The organism is Micromonospora sp. NPDC023869 (assembly GCF_055559695.1).
On sequence record NZ_JBVHKD010000003.1, the window covers coordinates 228,847 to 247,218 of the forward strand.

Annotated in this window: 11 protein-coding genes; 4 read left to right on the forward strand and 7 right to left on the reverse strand. The window is 72.6% G+C overall.

Features of this window, described 5'->3' with window-relative positions:
- Positions 1–14: 14 nt before the first annotated feature.
- Complete coding sequence (locus ACZ31C_RS11590) at positions 15–5,477, reverse strand: ATP-binding protein (RefSeq protein WP_465795206.1); 5,463 nt, start codon at positions 5,475–5,477, stop codon at positions 15–17.
- Between the two features lie 350 nt (positions 5,478–5,827).
- On the opposite strand from ACZ31C_RS11590, the gene ACZ31C_RS11595 reads away from it, so the two are divergent.
- From ACZ31C_RS11595 to ACZ31C_RS11605, 3 genes are all read left to right on the forward strand, one after another.
- On the forward strand, positions 5,828–7,180 hold the full coding sequence (locus ACZ31C_RS11595) for a hemolysin family protein (protein WP_465795207.1): 1,353 nt from the start codon (positions 5,828–5,830) through the stop codon (positions 7,178–7,180).
- The gene (locus ACZ31C_RS11600) at positions 7,177–8,211 is read left to right on the forward strand and encodes a hemolysin family protein (protein ID WP_465795208.1); all 1,035 of its coding nucleotides are present in this window, start codon (positions 7,177–7,179) and stop codon (positions 8,209–8,211) included. Before ACZ31C_RS11595 ends, ACZ31C_RS11600 begins: the two co-directional genes overlap by 4 nt.
- 206 nt (positions 8,212–8,417) lie before the next feature.
- Positions 8,418–10,871: a cation-translocating P-type ATPase gene (locus ACZ31C_RS11605; protein WP_465795209.1), complete on the forward strand. Its 2,454-nt coding sequence runs from the start codon at positions 8,418–8,420 to the stop codon at positions 10,869–10,871.
- Between the two features lie 84 nt (positions 10,872–10,955).
- Here the strand turns inward: ACZ31C_RS11605 and ACZ31C_RS11610 are convergent, their stop codons facing one another.
- Positions 10,956–12,590, reverse strand: coding sequence for a ricin-type beta-trefoil lectin domain protein (locus ACZ31C_RS11610; RefSeq protein WP_465795210.1), 1,635 nt, complete (start codon positions 12,588–12,590; stop codon positions 10,956–10,958).
- Positions 12,591–12,949: 359 nt separating this feature from the next.
- On the opposite strand from ACZ31C_RS11610, the gene ACZ31C_RS11615 reads away from it, so the two are divergent.
- Positions 12,950–13,924 carry a hypothetical protein gene (locus ACZ31C_RS11615; RefSeq protein WP_465795211.1) on the forward strand — a complete coding sequence of 325 codons (975 nt, stop codon included), beginning with the start codon at positions 12,950–12,952 and terminating at the stop codon, positions 13,922–13,924.
- 71 nt (positions 13,925–13,995) lie between these two features.
- On the opposite strand, the gene ACZ31C_RS11620 is transcribed toward ACZ31C_RS11615, so the two are convergent.
- From ACZ31C_RS11620 to ACZ31C_RS11640, 5 genes are all read right to left on the reverse strand, one after another.
- Complete coding sequence (locus ACZ31C_RS11620; RefSeq protein ID WP_449950466.1) at positions 13,996–14,469, reverse strand: response regulator; 474 nt, start codon at positions 14,467–14,469, stop codon at positions 13,996–13,998.
- Positions 14,470–14,590: 121 nt separating this feature from the next.
- On the reverse strand, positions 14,591–15,265 hold the full coding sequence (locus tag ACZ31C_RS11625) for a response regulator (RefSeq protein ID WP_465795212.1): 675 nt from the start codon (positions 15,263–15,265) through the stop codon (positions 14,591–14,593).
- Positions 15,262–16,470 carry a sensor histidine kinase gene (locus tag ACZ31C_RS11630; protein WP_350697874.1) on the reverse strand — a complete coding sequence of 403 codons (1,209 nt, stop codon included), beginning with the start codon at positions 16,468–16,470 and terminating at the stop codon, positions 15,262–15,264. The genes ACZ31C_RS11625 and ACZ31C_RS11630 overlap by 4 nt, the downstream gene beginning before the upstream one ends.
- 9 nt (positions 16,471–16,479) lie before the next feature.
- Positions 16,480–17,277: a carbohydrate-binding protein gene (locus ACZ31C_RS11635; protein WP_465795213.1), complete on the reverse strand. Its 798-nt coding sequence runs from the start codon at positions 17,275–17,277 to the stop codon at positions 16,480–16,482.
- Positions 17,278–17,390: 113 nt separating this feature from the next.
- The gene (locus ACZ31C_RS11640; RefSeq protein ID WP_396751518.1) at positions 17,391–18,167 is read right to left on the reverse strand and encodes a hypothetical protein; all 777 of its coding nucleotides are present in this window, start codon (positions 18,165–18,167) and stop codon (positions 17,391–17,393) included.
- Between the last annotated feature and the right edge of the window lie 205 nt (positions 18,168–18,372).

Here is an 18,372-nt window from a genome sequence, read left to right on the forward strand (position 1 = left end):
CGCCACGATCCGTCCTACTCGGTCGCCGCCGACCCGATCGCCGCGATGACGCGGGGGCGGAGTTCGGCGGCGCGGATCACCGCGTCCACCGAACCCACCTCGACCGCTCGCGCGATGTTGTGCACCCGGTCGAACTCCGTGGCCACCTCACCGAGCTTCTCCGCGCGCACCGACGAGCGGAGTTCGTCGAGTTCGGCGGTGAGCGTGGCCCGGTCGGCACCGGACGCGGACGCCACCCGGGCCTCCAGGTCCCGTACCCGGGGGTCGGCCGCCGTGCGGGCGTCGACGTCGCGGGAGAACACCACGGCGGCGGCCGGAGCCCCACCGAGCACCGAGGCGTACGAGCCCTCCAGCGCCAGCACCGTCATGCGAGGGTTCAACGCCTTGGAGAAGACCACGAACGCCCCGCCGTGGTACCGCGAGATGACGCAGAACACGATCGGGCCGCGGAAGTTCACGATGGCCCGGCCGATCTCGGCGCCGTACTCCAGTTGCAGCTTGCGCATCGACTCCGGCGACCCGTCGAACCCCGACAGGTTGGCCAGCACCACCAGCGGCCGGTTGCCGCTGGCCGCGTTGATCGCCCGCGCGGCCTTCTTGGAGGAACGGGGGAACAGCGTGCCCGCCGTGTAGGTGTCCGGGCCGTCGGTGGGCGGGAAGCCCCGGCGCGGCACCGCACGCGACTCGATGCCGAGCAGGCAGACCGGTACGCCGCCGAGGTGGACGTCCTGCACCACCGCGGTCTCCGCGTCGGCCATGCCGGCCCAGCGCTCCAGCACCGGGTGGTCCTGGTCGGACAGCGCCCGCATCACCGTACGGATGTCGAAGGGCTTCTTGCGGTCCGGGTTCGCCACCGGGGAGAAGATCTCGCCGACGGTCGTGAAGTCGCTGCCGGCCACCACGTGCGGGAAGTCGGAGACGTCCCGGTCGACCGGGTCGGTGGTGGTGCCCGGTCGCGGCCCCTGCTCACCCGGCGCGACGTACGTGTGCTCGTAGTGCGACATCAGCACGTCCCGCGCGGCGGGCAGATCCGGTGCCCAGTACTGCGCCTGCCCGTTCGGGCCCATCACCCGGTCGTAGCCGCCGATGCCGAAGTTGTCCTCGGCGGACACCCCGCCGGAGAAGTCCAGCGACTGCTTGCCGGTCAGCACCATCGCCGAGTCCGGCGTCATCACCAGCACACCCTTGGTGTGCATGAGCATCGTCGCCTCGGCGTTCCAGTACGGCTGCGCGCCCACGTTGATGCCCGCGACCACGATGTTGATCTCGCCGCCGTCCTGGGTGAACTCCACGATCCGCTTGAGCGCGGCGGCGACCCAGTCCATGTTCTCGGTGCCCGAGGTCATCGAGATCCGGGCACCGGCGGAGAGCGCGTACCACTCCAGCGGGACCTGCATCCGCTCGGCCAGGTCCAGGGCGGCGATCACCCGACGGCACTCCGGCTCGGAGAGCGCACCAAGCGACTTGGTCGGGTCGCCGAGCAGCACCACCCGGGTCACGCCCTGCGGGTGCCGGGCGGTCGGGGTGGTCACCACACCGGCCACGATCGCCGCGCGGTTGCGGCCCTTCGGCCGGTCCACCGGCACCAGCACGTGCGCGTCGTCCAGGTCGTACTCGACGAAGTCACCGAGCAGGCGGGTCAGCTCGTACGGGTAGACCGTGTTGCGGCTGCTCGCGCCCAGCACCTTGAGCCGGTAGTCGTCGAGCGGCTCGACCGGCTCCACCGGCGGCTCGCCCACGGACAGCTCGGCACCGCCGGTGGCGTCGAAGGAGATCCGTACCGCGACCTTGGTCAGCTCGCCGGTGCGCCGGTTGCGCTGCCGGCCGATGAACAGGATCTCCTCCAGCCCGGCGCCGGCCGTGGTCGGGCGGATCCGGGCGGCGAGGTTCTCCATCTCCTCCAGCGTCAGGCTGCTCGGCGGCCAGACGTAGATGACGATCCGGTTGGTGTGGAAGCGCTTCTTCGACGACCGGCGGGACTGCGCCCGGCGGATCGAGTCGAGGCAGGCGGCCACGGTGTCCTCGGTGGTGGGCAGCGCGACCAGCCGACCGTCGTGCTCCCGCAGCTCGGTCAGGTCGCGGATCTGTGCGAACGCCACCAGCCGCTCGTCGGACGGGTTCTCCCGGGCCACGCACTGGAAGAGATAGACCTCCTCGTCCGCCGACGGCAGCCGGGTCAGGTCGAACTTGTGCAGTCGCTCCAGCTGCATCCGCTGCGCGATGTGCGGGTGCAGGCCACGGATCAGCCGCTCCTCGGCCATCCCGGCGCTCGACGGGCGGAACGTGAAGTGGTGGTGCATCACCGCCCCGCCGCTGCCGGCGACCGTGGCGGTCAGCCGGCGGACCTGCGGCGGCAGCGGATGCGCGGTGACGACCGCCAGCAGCGCCGCCGCCATCTCGTCGAAACTCTCCGGCTGGTTCTCCCACGCCAGGTAGATGTCGGCGTCGACGGCGGGCCCGTCGGTGGCCAGCTCGGCGAGCCCGCGGAGCGCGTCGCCCAGCGCGTCGAAGCCGACGGCGGCCGAGACCAGCTCGGAGTCCGCGCGTCCGGCGACCACGAAGCGGCAGCCAGCCGCCTCGCGGCTGGTGACCCCGGTCAGCCCCTTGTTGCCGTAGTACCGCCGGGTCAGCACCTCCAGCATCACGGTGTTGTCCAGGTGGCCGCGCTGCAACCGCTGACCGAGCAGCCGGACCAGCGGCTCGGTGCTGCGGACCATGGCCGCGACGCGCTCGGCGCGGTCCGGCGCGTCCGGCACCGTGTCCAGGTGCCGCAGGTGGCGGCGGACCTCGGCGTAGACCCGGGCCCGGTTACGACGCAGCAGCGGCTGGGCGAACCAGGCGAAGGCCACCCCACGGGCGAGGTCGGCGATCACCGGGTAGCGGACCTGCGTCGCGGCCAGCAGCCGCTCCAGCGCGAGGCCGGTCGGTTCGCGCAGCGCCTCGTCCGGCGGCGGCTCCCGCAGCCAGGTACGCAGCAGCGTCGCGATGACCGTGGCGTCGGCTGCCGCCCGCTGTTGGGCCAGGAAGATGCGGAAGACGGCGCCTTCCAACGCGGGGGCGCGGTCCAGCTCGGCGACACCGTAGTGCCCGAGCGCCCGGGCCAGCTTGGCCTGGAAGGCGTCCGGCACACCGGCCCGCTCGACGTCGAGGCTCTGCAGATAGGTGTGGAAGTACTCCCGGGCGCTGTGCACGTGGGCGGCCTCGCCGTCCTCGCCGGTGGGCCGGTTGCGGCTCAGCTCGGCCAGGTCGGCGAAGACGTCGACGAGGTCGAGTTCCTCGGCCAGCGGCCGGTACCCCTCCTCGACGGTGGTCTGCCGCGCGGCCAGGTACTCGTCCAGCACCCGCCCGCCGTCGTGCGGGTCTACGTCGAAGCCGAGCAGCAGGCCGCGCAGGTCCTCGTGACCGCGCCGGACGCGCTGACGGGCCGGGAGCCCGGCGGGCCGGGTGGGCAGGTCCAACTCGACGGCGGCCACCGGGGACTGCGCCGTCTCGGCCTCCCCGTCGGTTAGTGGCTCCAGCCGCAGCAGGGCCGCACCGGCCTCCACCTGGCTGCCGACCGAGACGGCGCACTCCTTCAGCCGGGCCCGGAACGGCGCCCGCAGCACCGTCTCCATCTTCATCGCTTCCAGCACCAGCACCGGCGCGCCCGCCTCGACCTCGGCGCCGACCGTCAGCGGCGTGGCGACGACGAGCGCCGGCATCGGCGAGCGGAGCACGCCGCCCTCGTCCCGGCTGACCCGGTGCGCCACCCCGTCGACCTCGACCAGGTGCACCGGACCGTGGGTGCCGGTGAGCAGGCGGTGCCGGGCGCCGTTGACGACGATCTGCCCGGTGTGCCGGTCGAAGCGGTCCAGCTCGACGTCGGCGGTGTGCACCGTGTCGCCCGCCTCGATGCCGACCCGGAACCGGTGCGCGCCGGTGCGGGCGACCCGCATCAGGTATGCGACGCCCCGCAGCTTGAGGTCCAACGGCCGGCCACTGGCGTGCTGTACCTGGGGACGCCCGCCGGAGGCGGTGGCCAGCAGCCGCTGTTGCTCGACGCGCTCCTCCTCCTCGTACGCCTCGATGGCGGCGGCGGCCAGCGCGATGCCGGAGTGCCGGTGCGCCACCAGGCGGCCGGCGCCCCGGACCCGGTCGATCCAACCGGTGTCCGCGCTGGCGTCGATCACCTCGGGCTGGTCGAGCAGGTCGAGTACGAAGCTCTTGTTCGTCGCACCGCCCTCGATGATCACCGTGGTATCCGCCATCGCGCGGCGTAGCCGGCCCAGGGCCTCGTCCCGGTCCCGGCCGTAAGCGATGATCTTCGCGATCATCGAGTCGAAGTCGGCGGGGATGGTGTCACCCTCGCTGACGCCGGTATCCACCCGGATGCCCGGGCCGGCCGGCAGGTCCAACCGCGCGATCCGGCCGGGGGAGGGCGCGAAGTCCCGGTCCGGGTCCTCGGCGTTGAGCCGGGCCTCGATCGCGTGCCCGCGCTCGACCGGCGGCCGGCCGGTGAGCCGCCCGCCCGAGGCCACCTGCAACTGGGCCTTGACCAGGTCGAACCCGGTGGTGGCCTCGGTGATCGGGTGCTCCACCTGAAGTCGGGTGTTGACCTCCAGGAAGGCGAACAGCCGGTCGCCGGGGTGATAGAGGAACTCGACGGTCGCCGCGCCCCGGTAGCCGACGGCCACGGCCAGCCGCTCGGCCGACGTCTTCAACTCGGCCGTCTGCTCGGGGGCGAGCACCGGCGACGCCGACTCCTCGATCACCTTCTGGTTGCGGCGCTGCACCGAGCAGTCCCGGACGCCGAGTGCCCAGGCGGTGCCCTGACCGTCGGCGATCACCTGGACCTCGACGTGTCGGGCACCGGTGACCAGGCGCTCCAGGAACACCACACCGCTACCGAAGGCCCGCGCGGCCTCCTGGCTGGTGCGCTCGTACGCGTCGGCCAGCTCGGCCTCGTCGGTGATCACCCGGATGCCGCGTCCGCCGCCGCCCGCGGTCGCCTTGAGCATCAGCGGGTAGCCGATCTCGGTGGCCGCCGCGCGGGCGGCGTCCAGCGTCTCGACCGCACCCCGGCTCCACGGCGCGACCGGCACGCCCACCTGCTCGGCGAGCAGCTTCGCGCCGATCTTGTCGCCGAGCTGGCGCATCGCGTCCGGGCTGGGCCCGACGAAGGTGACGCCGATCTTCTCGCACAGCTCCGCGAAGGCCGGGTCCTCGGCGACGAAGCCCCAGCCGACCCAGGCGGCGTCCGCGCCGGTCTCCACCAGCGCCCGCTCCAGCGTGACCAGGTTCAGGTACGGGCGCGCGGCGGCGGGCCCGAGGTCGTAGGCGACGTCCGCCTCGCGGACGAACGTGGCGGTGCGGTCGACGTCGGTGAACAGGGCCACGGTCTCGATGCGGGCGCCGGTCTCCGCTGCCAGCTCCCGGACCGCGTGGATGAGCCGCATGGCGGCCTCACCACGGTTGACGATGGCGATACGGCTGAACACCCGACGGACCCCTCCGGTAGACCTACGGCGACACGCGTCAGGGCACGGTGGCCCCCGCACAGATCACTGTTCTGCCTACGGGCAACCAGCGCCATGTCGTAACCGCCGAACCCTGGCCAGCCCGAGTTGTGGGAACCCCACAAAACCTTTTGGCGGTCGCCTACGTGGGCAGCGGGTACGGCGCGACCACGGCCGCTCGGTTCGTCATCCCGCCGGTGGCCCTTTTCAGCATGCTCTCAGCGCGACCGACTACTCTCTGCTGCTCATGGATGATCTTCCGCATCATAGTCCGAGGCCCCTCGTCGTCCCGGTCGCCCGTACGGCCGTCGACCCGCGACAGGGGCTGACTCGTGTCTGAATGGATCCTGCTCGGAATAGGCCTGTTGCTCACCGTGGGCACCGGCATGTTCGTGGCGTCCGAATTCGCCCTGGTCAATCTGGACCGGGGGGAGCTCGAGGCGCGTCAGTCCCGGGGTGAGAAGCGGCTCGGTCCGACGATCGCCGCGCTCAAGATCACGTCGACGCACCTGTCCAGCGCACAGCTCGGCATCTCGTTGACCACCCTGCTCACCGGTTACACCTTCGAACCCGCGGTCAGCTCGCTGTTGGCCGAACCGCTGGGTGCGATCGGCGTACCGGACGGGGCGGTGACCGCCGTCGGCGCGCTCGTCGGCATCCTGCTGGCGACGCTCTTCTCGATGGTGATCGGTGAGCTGGTGCCGAAGAACTTCGCGCTCGCCGTGCCGTTGCAGACGGCGAAGTTCGTGGTGCCGTTCCAGGCGCTGTTCACCACCGTGCTCAAGCCGGTGATCCTGTTCTTCAACAACACCGCCAACGCGGTGATCCGGGCCTTCGGCATCGAGCCGAAGGAGGAGCTGTCCGGAGCCCGCAGCGCCGAGGAGCTCAGCTCGCTGCTGCGCCACTCGGCCCGGGCCGGCGTGCTCGACCCGGACCACGCCACGCTGCTGGACCGGACGCTGCGCTTCTCCGCGCACGACGCGTCCGACGTGATGACGCCGCGGGTCCGGATGACGGCGGTCGACGCCGCCGCCACCGCCGACGAGATCATCGAGCGGGCCACCGCCACCGGCCTGTCCCGGTTCCCGGTGATCGGCCGGGACGTCGACGACATCGTCGGGGTGCTGCACGTCAAGCGCGCCTTCGCGATCCCGCCGGCCGAGCGCGCCGGGGTACGGGCGCAGGACCTCGTCGTCGAGCCGGCGCGGATTCCCGAGACCATGCACCTCGACGTGCTGCTGCCGACGCTGCGCGGCGGCGGCCTGCAGTTCGCGGTCGTCTACGACGAGCACGGCGGCACCGCCGGGATCGTCACCCTGGAGGACCTGGTCGAGGAGATCATCGGCGATCTGGAGGACGAGCACGACCGGGCCCGCACCGTCATGCGGCGCCGGGGCCGCTCGGTCTACTTCGACGCCTCGCTCCGTCCGGACGAGATCTTCGAACGGGCCCGCATCGTGGTCCCCGAGGACGAGGAGTACGACACCGTCGCCGGCTTCGTCACCGCCCACCTCGGCCGGTTCCCCACGGTCGGCGACGAGGTGGCCATCGAGGGCGGTGTGCTCCGGGTGGAACACCTCAACGGCGTACAGGCCGACCGGCTGCGCTTCGTGCCCATCGAGACCACCGGCGGCTCCGGCGCGGACCGCCGGGTCGACGACCGCCAGGAAGGGGCGATCCGATGAGCGCCTACCTGCCCGGCATCATCTGGCTGTTCATCCTGCTGGTGGTCAACGCGTTCTTCGTCGGGGCCGAGTTCGCGGTGATCTCGGCCCGGCGGTCCCAGATCGAACCCAAGGCGCAGGCCGGCAGCCGCGCGGCGCAGACCACGCTCTGGGCCATGGAGCACGCCACCCTGATGCTGGCCACCAGCCAGCTCGGTATCACGGTGTGTTCGCTGCTCATCCTGAACGTCTCCGAGCCGGCGATCCACCACCTGCTGGAGATCCCGCTGGCGAACACCCCGCTGTCGCCGGGCATGGTCTCGGTGCTCGCGTTCGTCGTGGCGCTGGTGCTGGTCACCTTCCTGCACGTGGTGTTCGGTGAGATGGTGCCGAAGAACATCTCGTTCTCGGTGCCGACCCGGGCGGCGCTGGTCCTCGCCCCGCCGCTGGTGCTGGTCGCCCGGATCTTCAACCCGATCATCTGGACCCTGAACGGGATCGCCAACGGTGTCCTGCGACTGTTCCGGGTGACTCCGAAGGACGAGGCCACCAGCACGTACACGCTCGACGAGGTGGCCACCATCGTGGCGCAGTCGACCCGCGAGGGAGTGCTCGTCGACGGCAACGGCGCACTCACCGCGGCCGTCGAGTTCACCGGCAAGACCGTCGGTGACGTGGAGGTGCCGTTGGTGGACCTGGTGATGCTGCCGGCGACGGTGACACCCGCCGAGATCCAGCAGGCGGTGGCCGCGCACGGCTACTCCCGCTACCTGCTCACCAGCGACGGGGAGCCCAGCGGGTACCTGCACATCAAGGACGTCATGGACCTGACCGGCGACGCCTGGACCAGCCCGGTCCCGGCCAAGCGGGTCCGCCGGCTCGCGTCGGTGCGGCGCGACAGCGAGTTGGAGGACGCCCTGGCCGCGCTCCGCCGCAGCGGTGCCCACGTGGCCCGGGTCCTCGACTCCGACGGCGGCTCGACCGGTGTCATCTTCCTGGAGGACATCGTCGAGGAGCTCATCGGCGAGGTCCAGGACGTGACCACCCGCTGACCTGACCGGTCTCCCCGGCGCGGAGTACCGGACTCCGCGCCGGGGGAGGACCGGCCGTCACCGTGCTCTCACCACCGGCGACCCCGGGAAAACTCAGGGTCGCCGGTGGTCGCTGATGCGTGGTGGCTGCTCACGGCCGCCGGGTAGCGTCATCGGGGTGCTCGCCACGAGCACGTCCACGCGCGTCATCCGGGGGGAGCAACCACGTGGAATCCGTCGGTGCCGCCGGTCGAGGGCAGGCCACGGACGAGATGGATCCGGTCGTCACGCAGGGTCCCGAACCGGTCACCGCAGAGCGGATCCGGGCCGGGCTTTCGGTCGCCGAGGTGGCCGAGCGGGTCGCCGCCGGATACGTCAACGACCTGCCGCCCAGCACCAGCCGCAGTCTCTGGCAGATCGTCCGGGCCAACCTGTTCACCAGGATCAACGCCATCATCGGCGTGCTGTTCGCCATCATCGTCGTGGTCGGCCCGCTCCAGGACGCCCTCTTCGGCGGTGTGATCATCGCGAACACCCTGATCGGCATCGTCCAGGAGCTCCGCGCCAAGCGCACACTGGACCGTCTGGCGATCGTCGGCGAGGCCCGCCCCCGGGTCCGCCGTGGCGGCCGGACCGTCGACCTGACCTCGTCCGAACTGGTCCTCGACGACGTGATCGAGCTGGGCGCCGGCGACAAGATCGTGGTGGACGGGCGGCTGGCCGCCGTGGACGGCCTGGAGGTCGACGAGTCGCTGCTCACCGGCGAGGCGGACCCGGTGGTCAAGGCACCCGGCGACAACGTGCTCTCCGGCAGCTTCGTGGTGGCTGGCAGCGGCGTCTTCACCGCCACCCGGGTCGGCCGGGACGCGTACGCGGCGCAGATCGCCGAGGAGGCCAAGCGCTTCACGCTCGTCGACTCCGAGCTGCGCAGCGGCATCGACCGGATCCTGCGTTTCGTCACCTGGGCGATCGTCCCCGCCGGCATCGCGCTGATCATCAGCCAGTTGCTGGTCAACCGGGACGACCTGCCCGAGGCGGTCCGCCGGATGGTGGCCGGGCTGGTGCCGATGGTCCCCGAGGGCCTGGTGCTGCTCACCTCGGTGGCCTTCGCGGTCGGCGTGATCCGGCTCGGCAAACGGCAGTGCCTGGTGCAGGAACTGCCGGCCATCGAGGGCCTGGCCCGGGTCGACGTGGTGTGCCTGGACAAGACCGGCACGCTCACCGAGGCGACGATGGACGTGGCGGAGATCCGGCCGCTGACGCCCGACGTGCCGGTGGAGACGGTGCTCGGCGCGCTCGGCCTCGGCGACGAGCGGCCCAACGCCAGCATGCAGGCGATCGTCGAGCGGTGTCCCGCCCCGGCCGGCTGGAGCGTACGCGAAACCGCGCCGTTCTCCTCGGCGCGCAAGTGGAGCGGTGCGACGCTCGTCGAGCCGTCCGGCCGCACCGGCACCTGGCTGGTCGGCGCGCCGGAGATGCTGCTTACCGAGCACCCGGCGTTGACCGAGGCGGACACCTACGGCCGGCAGGGGCTGCGGGTGCTGCTGCTCGCCCGATACTCGCGCCCGCTCACCGAGGCGCTGGCGGACCCGACGGCGGTGCCGCAGGCCACCGTGCCGGTCGCGCTTGTCGTGCTCCGGCAGCGGGTCCGCCCGGAGGCGTCGGACACCCTGCGCTTCTTCGCCGACCAGGGGGTCGCCGCGAAGGTCATCTCGGGCGACAACGCGGTCTCGGTCGGCGCGGTGGCCCGCAGCGTGGACGTGCCGGGCGCCGCTGAGCCGGTGGACGCGCGGACCCTCTCCACCGACCCGCAGGTGCTGGCCAGCACGGTGGAGACCCACTCCGTGTTCGGTCGGGTCGGCCCGCAGCAGAAGCGCGCCATGGTGGGCGCCCTCCAGTCCCGGGGGCACACCGTGGCGATGACCGGCGACGGGGTCAACGACGTGCTCGCGCTCAAGGACGCCGACATCGGCATCTCGATGGGCTCCGGCAGCGCGGCGGCCCGGGGCGTCTCCCAGATCGTGCTGCTCGACAACAACTTCTCCGCCCTGCCGTCGGTGGTGGCCGAGGGCCGCCGGGTGATCGGCAACATCGAGCGGGTCGCCAACCTCTTCCTGACCAAGACGGTCTACTCGGTGCTGCTCGCGATCATCGTGGTGCTCGCGTCCGTGCCGTACCCGTTCCTGCCCCGGCACCTGACCCTGATCGGGTCGCTCACCATCGGCATCCCGGCGTTCGTGCTGGCGCTGGCACCGAACGTGGAACGCGCCCGGCCCGACTTCGTCAGCCGGGTGCTGCGGTTCGCGGTCCCGGGTGGCGTCCTCGCCGCCGCCGCCACCATCGGCGGGTACGCGTACGCCCGCGCGCACTACGGCGGTGACCTCGCCGCGGAGACGTCGGTCGCCACGCTGACGCTGTTCGTCGTGGCGCTCTGGGCGTTGTCCATCATCGCCCGGCCGTACACCTGGTGGCGGATCCTGCTGGTGCTGTGCATGGGTCTGGCCTTCGCCACGGTGCTGGTGGTGCCCGCCCTCCAGGAGTTCTTCCAGCTCCGGCTGGTCGGCGTCCAGGCCCCGTTGACCGGGGCCGCCGTCGCCGTCGGCGCGGGCCTGCTGATGGAGGCGGTCTGGGCGGTCACCCGCCGCCGGGCGGCGACACGACCGCTCGCCCCGACCGACTGACCACCCGACCGGGCCGGTCGGAGCGTCCCGACGACCCGGAGCCCGGCACCCTCACGGGGTGCCGGGCTCCGGTGTGGGTGGGCGCTACTTGAGGGTGAAGCTCTGCTTCGGGTTGAACACGCAGATCCAGCTCATCATCGGGGCACCCGCCGAGTGGCCCTCGACGTCCAGGCACCGGTCGGTGTCCCGGTTGAACAGGGAACGGCGGCCGTTGGACTCGATCCACTCCCACTTCTGCGCGGGGTTGCCGCTGCAGAGGGCTACCTGCACCGGGGTGCCGTCCTTCCGCTCGCCCCAGGCGACGTCGAGGCAGAGGCCGTTGGCCCGGACGCTGCCGTCGGACCGGAAGGTCCACCACTGCGACTGCGTCTCCCGGCACCGTTCCAGCTCGGCGCGTACGCCGTCGCTGGTGCCGGCGGTGACGCAGAGCCCGGTCTCCATGCCGACGAGCTGTTTCGCCCCGGACGGACGGGTCGGCGGCTTCGCCACCGGCGTCTCGTCCCGGGTCCGCGACGGAGAGGCGGAGGGGCGCGGCGACGGGCTGTCCGGGTCGGCGTCCGGCGCCGACGGGTCGGAGGGCTCCGGGGACGGGCTGCCGCTCGCCGACGGGCTGCCGGTCGGGGAGGGGGAGAGCGACGGGGCGGGGCTCGTGGTGCGTACCTTCACCGCGAGCCGGCTGTCCAACTCGTAGTACTCGGTGTGCTCGCGGACCGTGCGCAGGAACGCCTGGGTCGTGCGGTCCAGCTCGCCACCGGTCTGCCGCACCGACGCCGGCCCGCCGCGGTACGCGGCCAACGCCAGCAGGTACGGGTCGCCCTCGATGCCGGCGAGCTCGGTCCGCATCGCGCACATCGTGGCGCCCATCGCCGGGATGGCCACCCGCGGTTCCCAGACCGAGGCGGCGGTCGGGCCGTACTCCTGCCACACCTCCGGCAGGAACTGGGCGATGCCACGCCGGCCGTCCGCGCCGAGCAGGTTCGGGTCGAACCCGGACAACGCCATCACCTGGGCGGCGACCGCCGCGGGCGGTACCTGCGGGCAGATCGTGCCGGCGCGGACGACGAGCCGGACGAGGTCGGCCGGGACCGCCTTCGGTGGCTGCCGGTCGGGGCTCGGTCCGGACTCGTCGGACCGGCCGAACGCGGGCAGCCTGTCGTAGTACGCCGAGTAGCCGCTGACCAGGTCGACGTACTCGACCGCCGACGGCGGGATGCCGCCGCTGTCCCGGACGTCGTCGAGCCCGGTGTGGTACGCGGCCAGCGACAGCCGCCACGCGTCCCCGTCGACCCGGGACACCCTGATGTGTCCACTCAGGTCGCACATGTGGTGGGCGAGTGCCATCACGTTCGCCGTGGTGTCCGATCGCCGCGCGTTTGGCCACGGCGCCCAGGACCGCCACGCCTCGGAGTCGAGCCCCGCGATGCCCTCGCCGCCGGAGGCGGTACCGGTGGCGGAAGAGCGCATCCCCGACTCGGCCATGAGTTGGCCGGCGAGCCGGGACGGGGTCAGGACGGGACAGGACCGGGCGGCGGCCTGGATCGCGGTCAGGTGCGCGTCGGAGACGGGACGGCCGGTCGGTTCGTCCTTGTCCGACGCCACACCCCAACCGACGGCGGCGGCCACCGCGCACAACGCGGCCAGGCCGGCGATGCCACCGGCGACCGCGCGACGCGAGAACGTGCCCAGCCGGGGCCGGGCGGAGGGGCGTACGGGCTCCACGGGTCTTCCCTTCCGGTGCTGACGTCACCGCCCTCGACGCGTGCGTGGCGCGCTCCGTTCAGCGTGGGCGGCACGATCCCGGTCGGTTTCTCGCCACCCGTCGGGCCCGGTACGCCCACCGCCACAGCAGGGGCGGTGGGACGTCCCCCGACGGGGACTCCGGAACGCCCCTGTCCGGAGGGCGGGCCGCGACCCGGCCGGGTCGGTGACCCCGAGGTGATCGGGGACTACCGATGTCCCGTACGGGCTGGCAGGCTCTGGGCACCGTGCGGCGGGGCGGGTCGGGGTCCCCGTCCCCGCGCCACGGCCGACCGGCAACCGCTGCCGGCCGGGACGGCTCGGCCGGAGGGGAACCAGGGGTGCGACGACTGCGGCGGGTCGCCGTCTGGGGTCTCGGCACGTTCGTGCTGACCGCGCTCCTGCCGGCCGGTCCGGCCCAGGCCGCCACCCCGACGCCGTTCCAGCCGGGGGCGCCGCTGACGCAGGCCGCCGGTGTGTTCGGCGCGGTCATCCTGTTCGCCCTCGCGGTGGCGGTGCTGCGCGGTCGCTCCCGCCCGACCCCCGCACCCGGCCCCGCCCCGGCACCCGACCCGTCGATGTCGGCCGAGTCGCCACCGACGATCACCCTGCTGACCCCGTCCGCGTCGGCTGCGGCGCCGACGCTCGCCGACCGCTTCTCGCCGCTGCGCACCGGGACGCTGCCGGCCCGCACCGCCGTCCTGTCCCGCCCGAGCGGATCCGCCGCCGCGTCGAGGCCGGGCGCACATTCCCGGCCGCCGGTCGAGCGGACCGCGCCGGGTCGGTCGACCCTGGTCGACCCGTACGCGCTGACCGCCGAGGTCCGGCTCGGCGGCCGGACGGTCACGGTGTCCCTCGACGGTGCCCGCACCGATCGACCCGGCCCGCCGCACACCTGGTACGCCGGGTCCGGGACGTTCTCCTCGGCGACCCTTCCGCTCCTGCTCGGCGAGGCGTCCGGTCGCTGGCTTGAGGTCGACCTGACCCGCTGTCCGGACGCGCTGACCATCGGTGGTCCGCCGCCGCAGCAGCGGTGGTACGCGCTGCGTCTGGTCCGGCAGGTCATCGACGCCGGAGGCCAGGTCACCGTGGTGGGCGACCTGACCGACGACCGTCTGCCGGCCCAGTGCCACCGGGTCGCGGACGTCTTCGACCCACGGCTGCCGTACGCCTCCGGCATCGTGCTCGCCGCCGGGCTGGACCGACGTGCCGTCCAGGTGGCCCGGCAGGTGAGCGTTAGCGGCGGACCGGTGCCGGTCCTGCTCGGTGACGCGGTGCCGACGCGCTGGTCGATCCGGATCGGCCAGCCCGGATAGGAGCGACCGGCGACAGCCGGGGGAGACCGGCCCGGGCTGGCGTGGAATGCCGGGCCGGGGCGGGTGCCGCGTTACGCCTGCGGTCGGGCGGACTCGCGCAGCGCCCAGGCGACCGCCGCCACCGCCACCGGTGACAGCCAGCCCAGCCCGGCGGCCACGGCCCGTACGGCACCGAGCAGGTCGGCCGGCTCGTGGTGCCCGTACACCAGGCAGCCCTTGAACGGCGCCCGGAGCATGGTGCTGATCGTGCGGTGCTCGGTGGCGGCGGTCAACGCGATCACCGGTGACCGCCGGGCCAGCGCCCGCACCAGGTCGGTGCCCTCGGGTGCGGTTATCCGATCGTCGAGCAGCGTCACGGTGGGCCGCATCCGGTCGGCGAGTGCCACCGCCTCACCGGCGTCGCCGGTGAGGGCGACCACCCGGATCCGTTCCCCGGTGTCGAGCACGGTACGGATCACCGACCGCTCGCCCGGGTGCGGATGCGCGACCAACACCCTGATCGTCGGCGCGGTCCGACCGACCGCGCGTACCTGCGGACTAGCCATCACGCCGAAGCCGCGCCTGGGCTGATACGGCTGCCATCCGGTCCCCGCTCCCGTCGGTGTCGGGCGGTGCGACGTCACCACCGCCCACACAACGGAGCCGGAGCGCGCCGCGTTCAGCCCGTCACCGATTCGGCGTACCGTCCGGGCCCGACCAGCGCACCACCGCCTCGGTCCGGTTGGTCACGCGCAGCTTCGCGAAGATGTGGTTGAGGTGGTTCTTCACGGTCTTCTCGGTGAGCAGCAGGCGTCGGGCGATCGCCGCGTTCGAGTGTCCGGCGCAGAGCAGTTCGACCACCTCCTGTTCCCGACGGGTGAGTCCGAACTCCTGCCGCATCCGGCGGATCTGTTCGGCCCGGCCCACCGTGTCGCGCTCCCGGTTCGCCTGTTCGCGCAGCACCGCGATGGTCACCGAGGCACCCCGGGGAGAGAGCCAGCCCTGTCCGGCGGCCACCGCGTGGACGGCGCGCAGCAGCTCCGCCGGGTCGAACTCGCCGTGCACGAGGTAACCGCTGGCGCCACCGCGCAGCATGCCGGCGATCAGCTCGTCGTCGGAGTCGCTCGTCAACACCAGCACCGACGTCTGCTGGGAGAGCTGGTGCACGACGCTGAGCCCGTCGGCGATCGGCATGCGGTGGTCGAGCAGGGTCACGGTCGGCCGTAGCCGGGTCGCCACGGTCACCGCGGTACGCCCGTCCGGGGCCTCACCGACCACTCGGACGTCCTCCGCGCTGGCGAGGTAGCCACGGATGGCGGTCCGGACGATCGGGTTGTCGTCGACGATCAGCACGTCGATCATCGGGAGGCCACCTGACGGGCGCGGCCGGACTCCGGCACCGGGCCGGACAGTGGCACCCGTGCGACCACCCGGGTGCCCAGCCCGACGCGGGACTCGACGCGCAGGGTGCCACCGACGGCGTGGGCCCGCTCCGCCATGCCGACGATGCCGAAGCTGCCCGCGCCGGAGAGGTCGGTCAGATCCCCGGGCATCGGGAAACCCCTGCCGTCGTCGGTGATGGTGAGTTCCACATGTGCCTCCGAGCGGTGGAGTACTACCTGGACCAGCGTCGCCTCTGCGTGCCGGGTCACGTTCTGCAACGCCTCGCTGAGGATCTGGGCGAGTTCGTAGCGGGCTGCCACGGGAGGCTCGACCGCGTGCGCGATCACCTGGACCGGGACGTCACTGCGCGTCGACCAATCCGCGCAGATGCTCCTCACGTTATCCGGGAAAGGCCGGTCCGGCAGGTCGCGGCGCAGGCCGGCGAGCAGGTCACGGGCCTCTCGCACGGCTGCGTCGGCACCCTCGGAGACGGTGCCGGCGAGTTGCTCGGCCAGGTCCGGTTGCCGACGGAGCAGACCGGGCAGCGCCACCGCGGCGAAGGAGACACCGCGCAGCGTCTTGGCCACCGAGTCGTGCAGCTCCCGGGCGAGCCGGGCCCGTTCCGAGGCGGCGGCGGACCGCTGGGCGGCGGTCACCGTCGTCACCGTCGCCTCGATGTAGCGGGCGAGCGCGGCGGTGGCCACCGCCGCCCCGAAGCCGCAGACGATGTTGATCATCGGGAAGGCGAGCATGAACGGCGCGGCGACCGAGGTGCCGGCCACGCCGCCGTCGGCTCGGAGCAGTTGTGTCGCGACGGCGAAGCCGAGGACCGCGTTGACGGTCCAGAGCGGCAGTCCGTGCGTACCCAGGAGTGCGCCGGTGAGGGCAGCGTGGCCGGCCGCGTAGCAGAAGAAGCCGATCCCGCCGCCGCTGACCACCAGCACGCTGATCATCAGGGCGGCGTCCAGCGCGAGGAAGCTCATCCGCCACCGGATCGCGGTCGGCCACTTGCTCAGCACGGTGACCTGCACCGCGGTGGTAGCGGCGATCAACCCGAGCGTGTGTACCGCCGCCCAGGCGTCGTCCACCAACCGCAGTCCCACTCCGACGGCGGCGATGGTCACGACGAGCCGGCCGAGCAGGACTGCCCGACAGAGAGCGGCGTATGCGACGAACCGGCTCATCCGTTGCCGTCAGCTGATGGTGACTTTGTCGATGTCGGGCGCCGACTTGTCACTCCAGAGGCGCACCGCTACCCGTCCGGCGGGGACCGAGGCGTCGAACTGGACGCTGCGCGGCGAGTCCCAGGCCGTGCCGGTGACGGCGAAGGTGTGCTGGCTGGCGTCGTTGATGGAGACTCGCAGTTCCCGTGGCCCATCCACTGTGTAGTGCACGGTGACGGTCCGGCGTCCGGCCACCGGGACGTCGAAGTATACGGTGAGGTTGCCCAGGTAACGCACCCGGGCGCCACCGTCGCAGGACGAACAGGTGGCGACCTGGGCGCCACCGCCGAGCGTGTTGCCCGGGGCCTCGGCCTGCACGGTGAGCGGCCGGAACCGCTCGGTCTCGATGTTCGTGCTGGGGCTCGCGGTCGGGCCGGGGTCCCGGCTCGTCGCGCCGGTCGCGGGTGTTCGCAACGGTTCGGCCTCCGGCGGAGGTGCGGCCGTGCCGCCACCGCCCGGGCGCGGTGTCCTGCTCGGGCCCGGGTCCGGCGTCCGCTCCGACTCGGACGGGACGGCGGGTCCTTCGGGCTGCTGGCCGACCACGCTGGGCGGGGCGCTCGGCGGAGCGGTCTGGCTCTGTGTCGAATCCGACCGGCTGTCGTCGGTGGCGAGGATCAGCGGCGGGATCAGCACCGCGGCCAGCACCATGGCGCCGGCCAGGCTGCCGATCCCCGCCCAGAGGGGTACCCGCAGTGATGTCGAGTCTGTCGAGGTGCCGAGGAACCGCTGGTCAGGACCGCTACTGTCCGGGGGCGGGTCAGACGGCACCGTGGAACCCCCTGAGTCGGGAGTCAGAAATCGGACGAGGGGCCCGCTTCTCCGTACACACGGCAGCGAATGTACACAACACCTATGTGTACTTGCCTCGGCAAGGGTCGCTGTTAGCTGACCGTGACTTTGTCAATATCGGGGGGTGGCGCGCTGTCGTGGTAGAACGTTACGGCGGTGCGTCCGGCAGGTATCGACGCGGTGAACCGGAGGCTGCGCGGTGTCACCCAGCTACTGCCGGTGACGGTGAAGGTCTGTGGTGCACCGCCGTTGACGACCACCTTCAGGTCACGAGTGCCGTCGGCCGTGTAACCCACCGTCACGGTGCGCGACCCGGCGGCCGCCACGTCCAGATAGACGGTGAGCTGACCGAGGTAGCGGACCCGGGCACCACCGTCGCAGGAATCGCAGTAGGCGACCTCCGCGCCGCCGCTGCGGAGATTGCCGGGCGCCTCGGCCTGAACGGTGACCGGTCGGAACTGCGCGGCCGGGCTCCGGCTCGGCGTGCTGCTCGGCGGGGCCACGGCGGACGTCGGCAGGATCGACGTCCCCGGCGTCGTGGTCGACGGAACGGGCCCGGCGCTGGTGCGGCTGGGCGACGGCGCGGCCGGGCCGCTGACGGCGACCGACGGGGTGCTCTCCGGGGAGGGGCTCGGGGTCGGTTCGTCCTCCGTGCCCAGGGGGAACAGGGTCGGCGGGTCGGACGGCGGGTCCGCCGGTGCCAGCGACGGCGTCTGGTCCAGCGCGCGGGTGCTCCCCTCCGGCGGCTCCGGCTGCCGGAAGGTGGACCACAGCACGATCACACCGAGACAGGCCAGGGCGGCAGCGCCGATCAACCGCCAGAGTCCGGGACCGGTCGGACCGGGTTGATCATCGCTTGCCGCAGACATGGCCACGACGGTAGACGCCGGGGCGGTGCCCGTTCCTGAGCCGAAAGACCCAGTCGGGCCCAGAGAAGGACGGGGCCGGGTGCCGGCGTCGGACTGCTGGGCCCTGGACGGCCCTCGCCTGGGTCCTAAGCCTCATCTCCCGGGCCGCCGGGCGTGGTTAGCGTACCGCGACATTCGTCGCCGACGAACGGATCGAGACCTCGGA

What these genes read in the sequence shown, in the direction of transcription:
- ACZ31C_RS11600 (WP_465795208.1), top strand. Translation starts at nt 7,177, where the DNA reads ATGAGCGCCTACCTGCCCGGCATCATCTGGCTGTTCATCCTGCTGGTG.
- ACZ31C_RS11620 (WP_449950466.1), bottom strand. Translation starts at nt 14,469, where the DNA reads ATGGCTAGTCCGCAGGTACGCGCGGTCGGTCGGACCGCGCCGACGATC.
- ACZ31C_RS11625 (WP_465795212.1), bottom strand. Translation starts at nt 15,265, where the DNA reads ATGATCGACGTGCTGATCGTCGACGACAACCCGATCGTCCGGACCGCC.
- ACZ31C_RS11630 (WP_350697874.1), bottom strand. Translation starts at nt 16,470, where the DNA reads ATGAGCCGGTTCGTCGCATACGCCGCTCTCTGTCGGGCAGTCCTGCTC.
- ACZ31C_RS11640 (WP_396751518.1), bottom strand. Translation starts at nt 18,167, where the DNA reads ATGTCTGCGGCAAGCGATGATCAACCCGGTCCGACCGGTCCCGGACTC.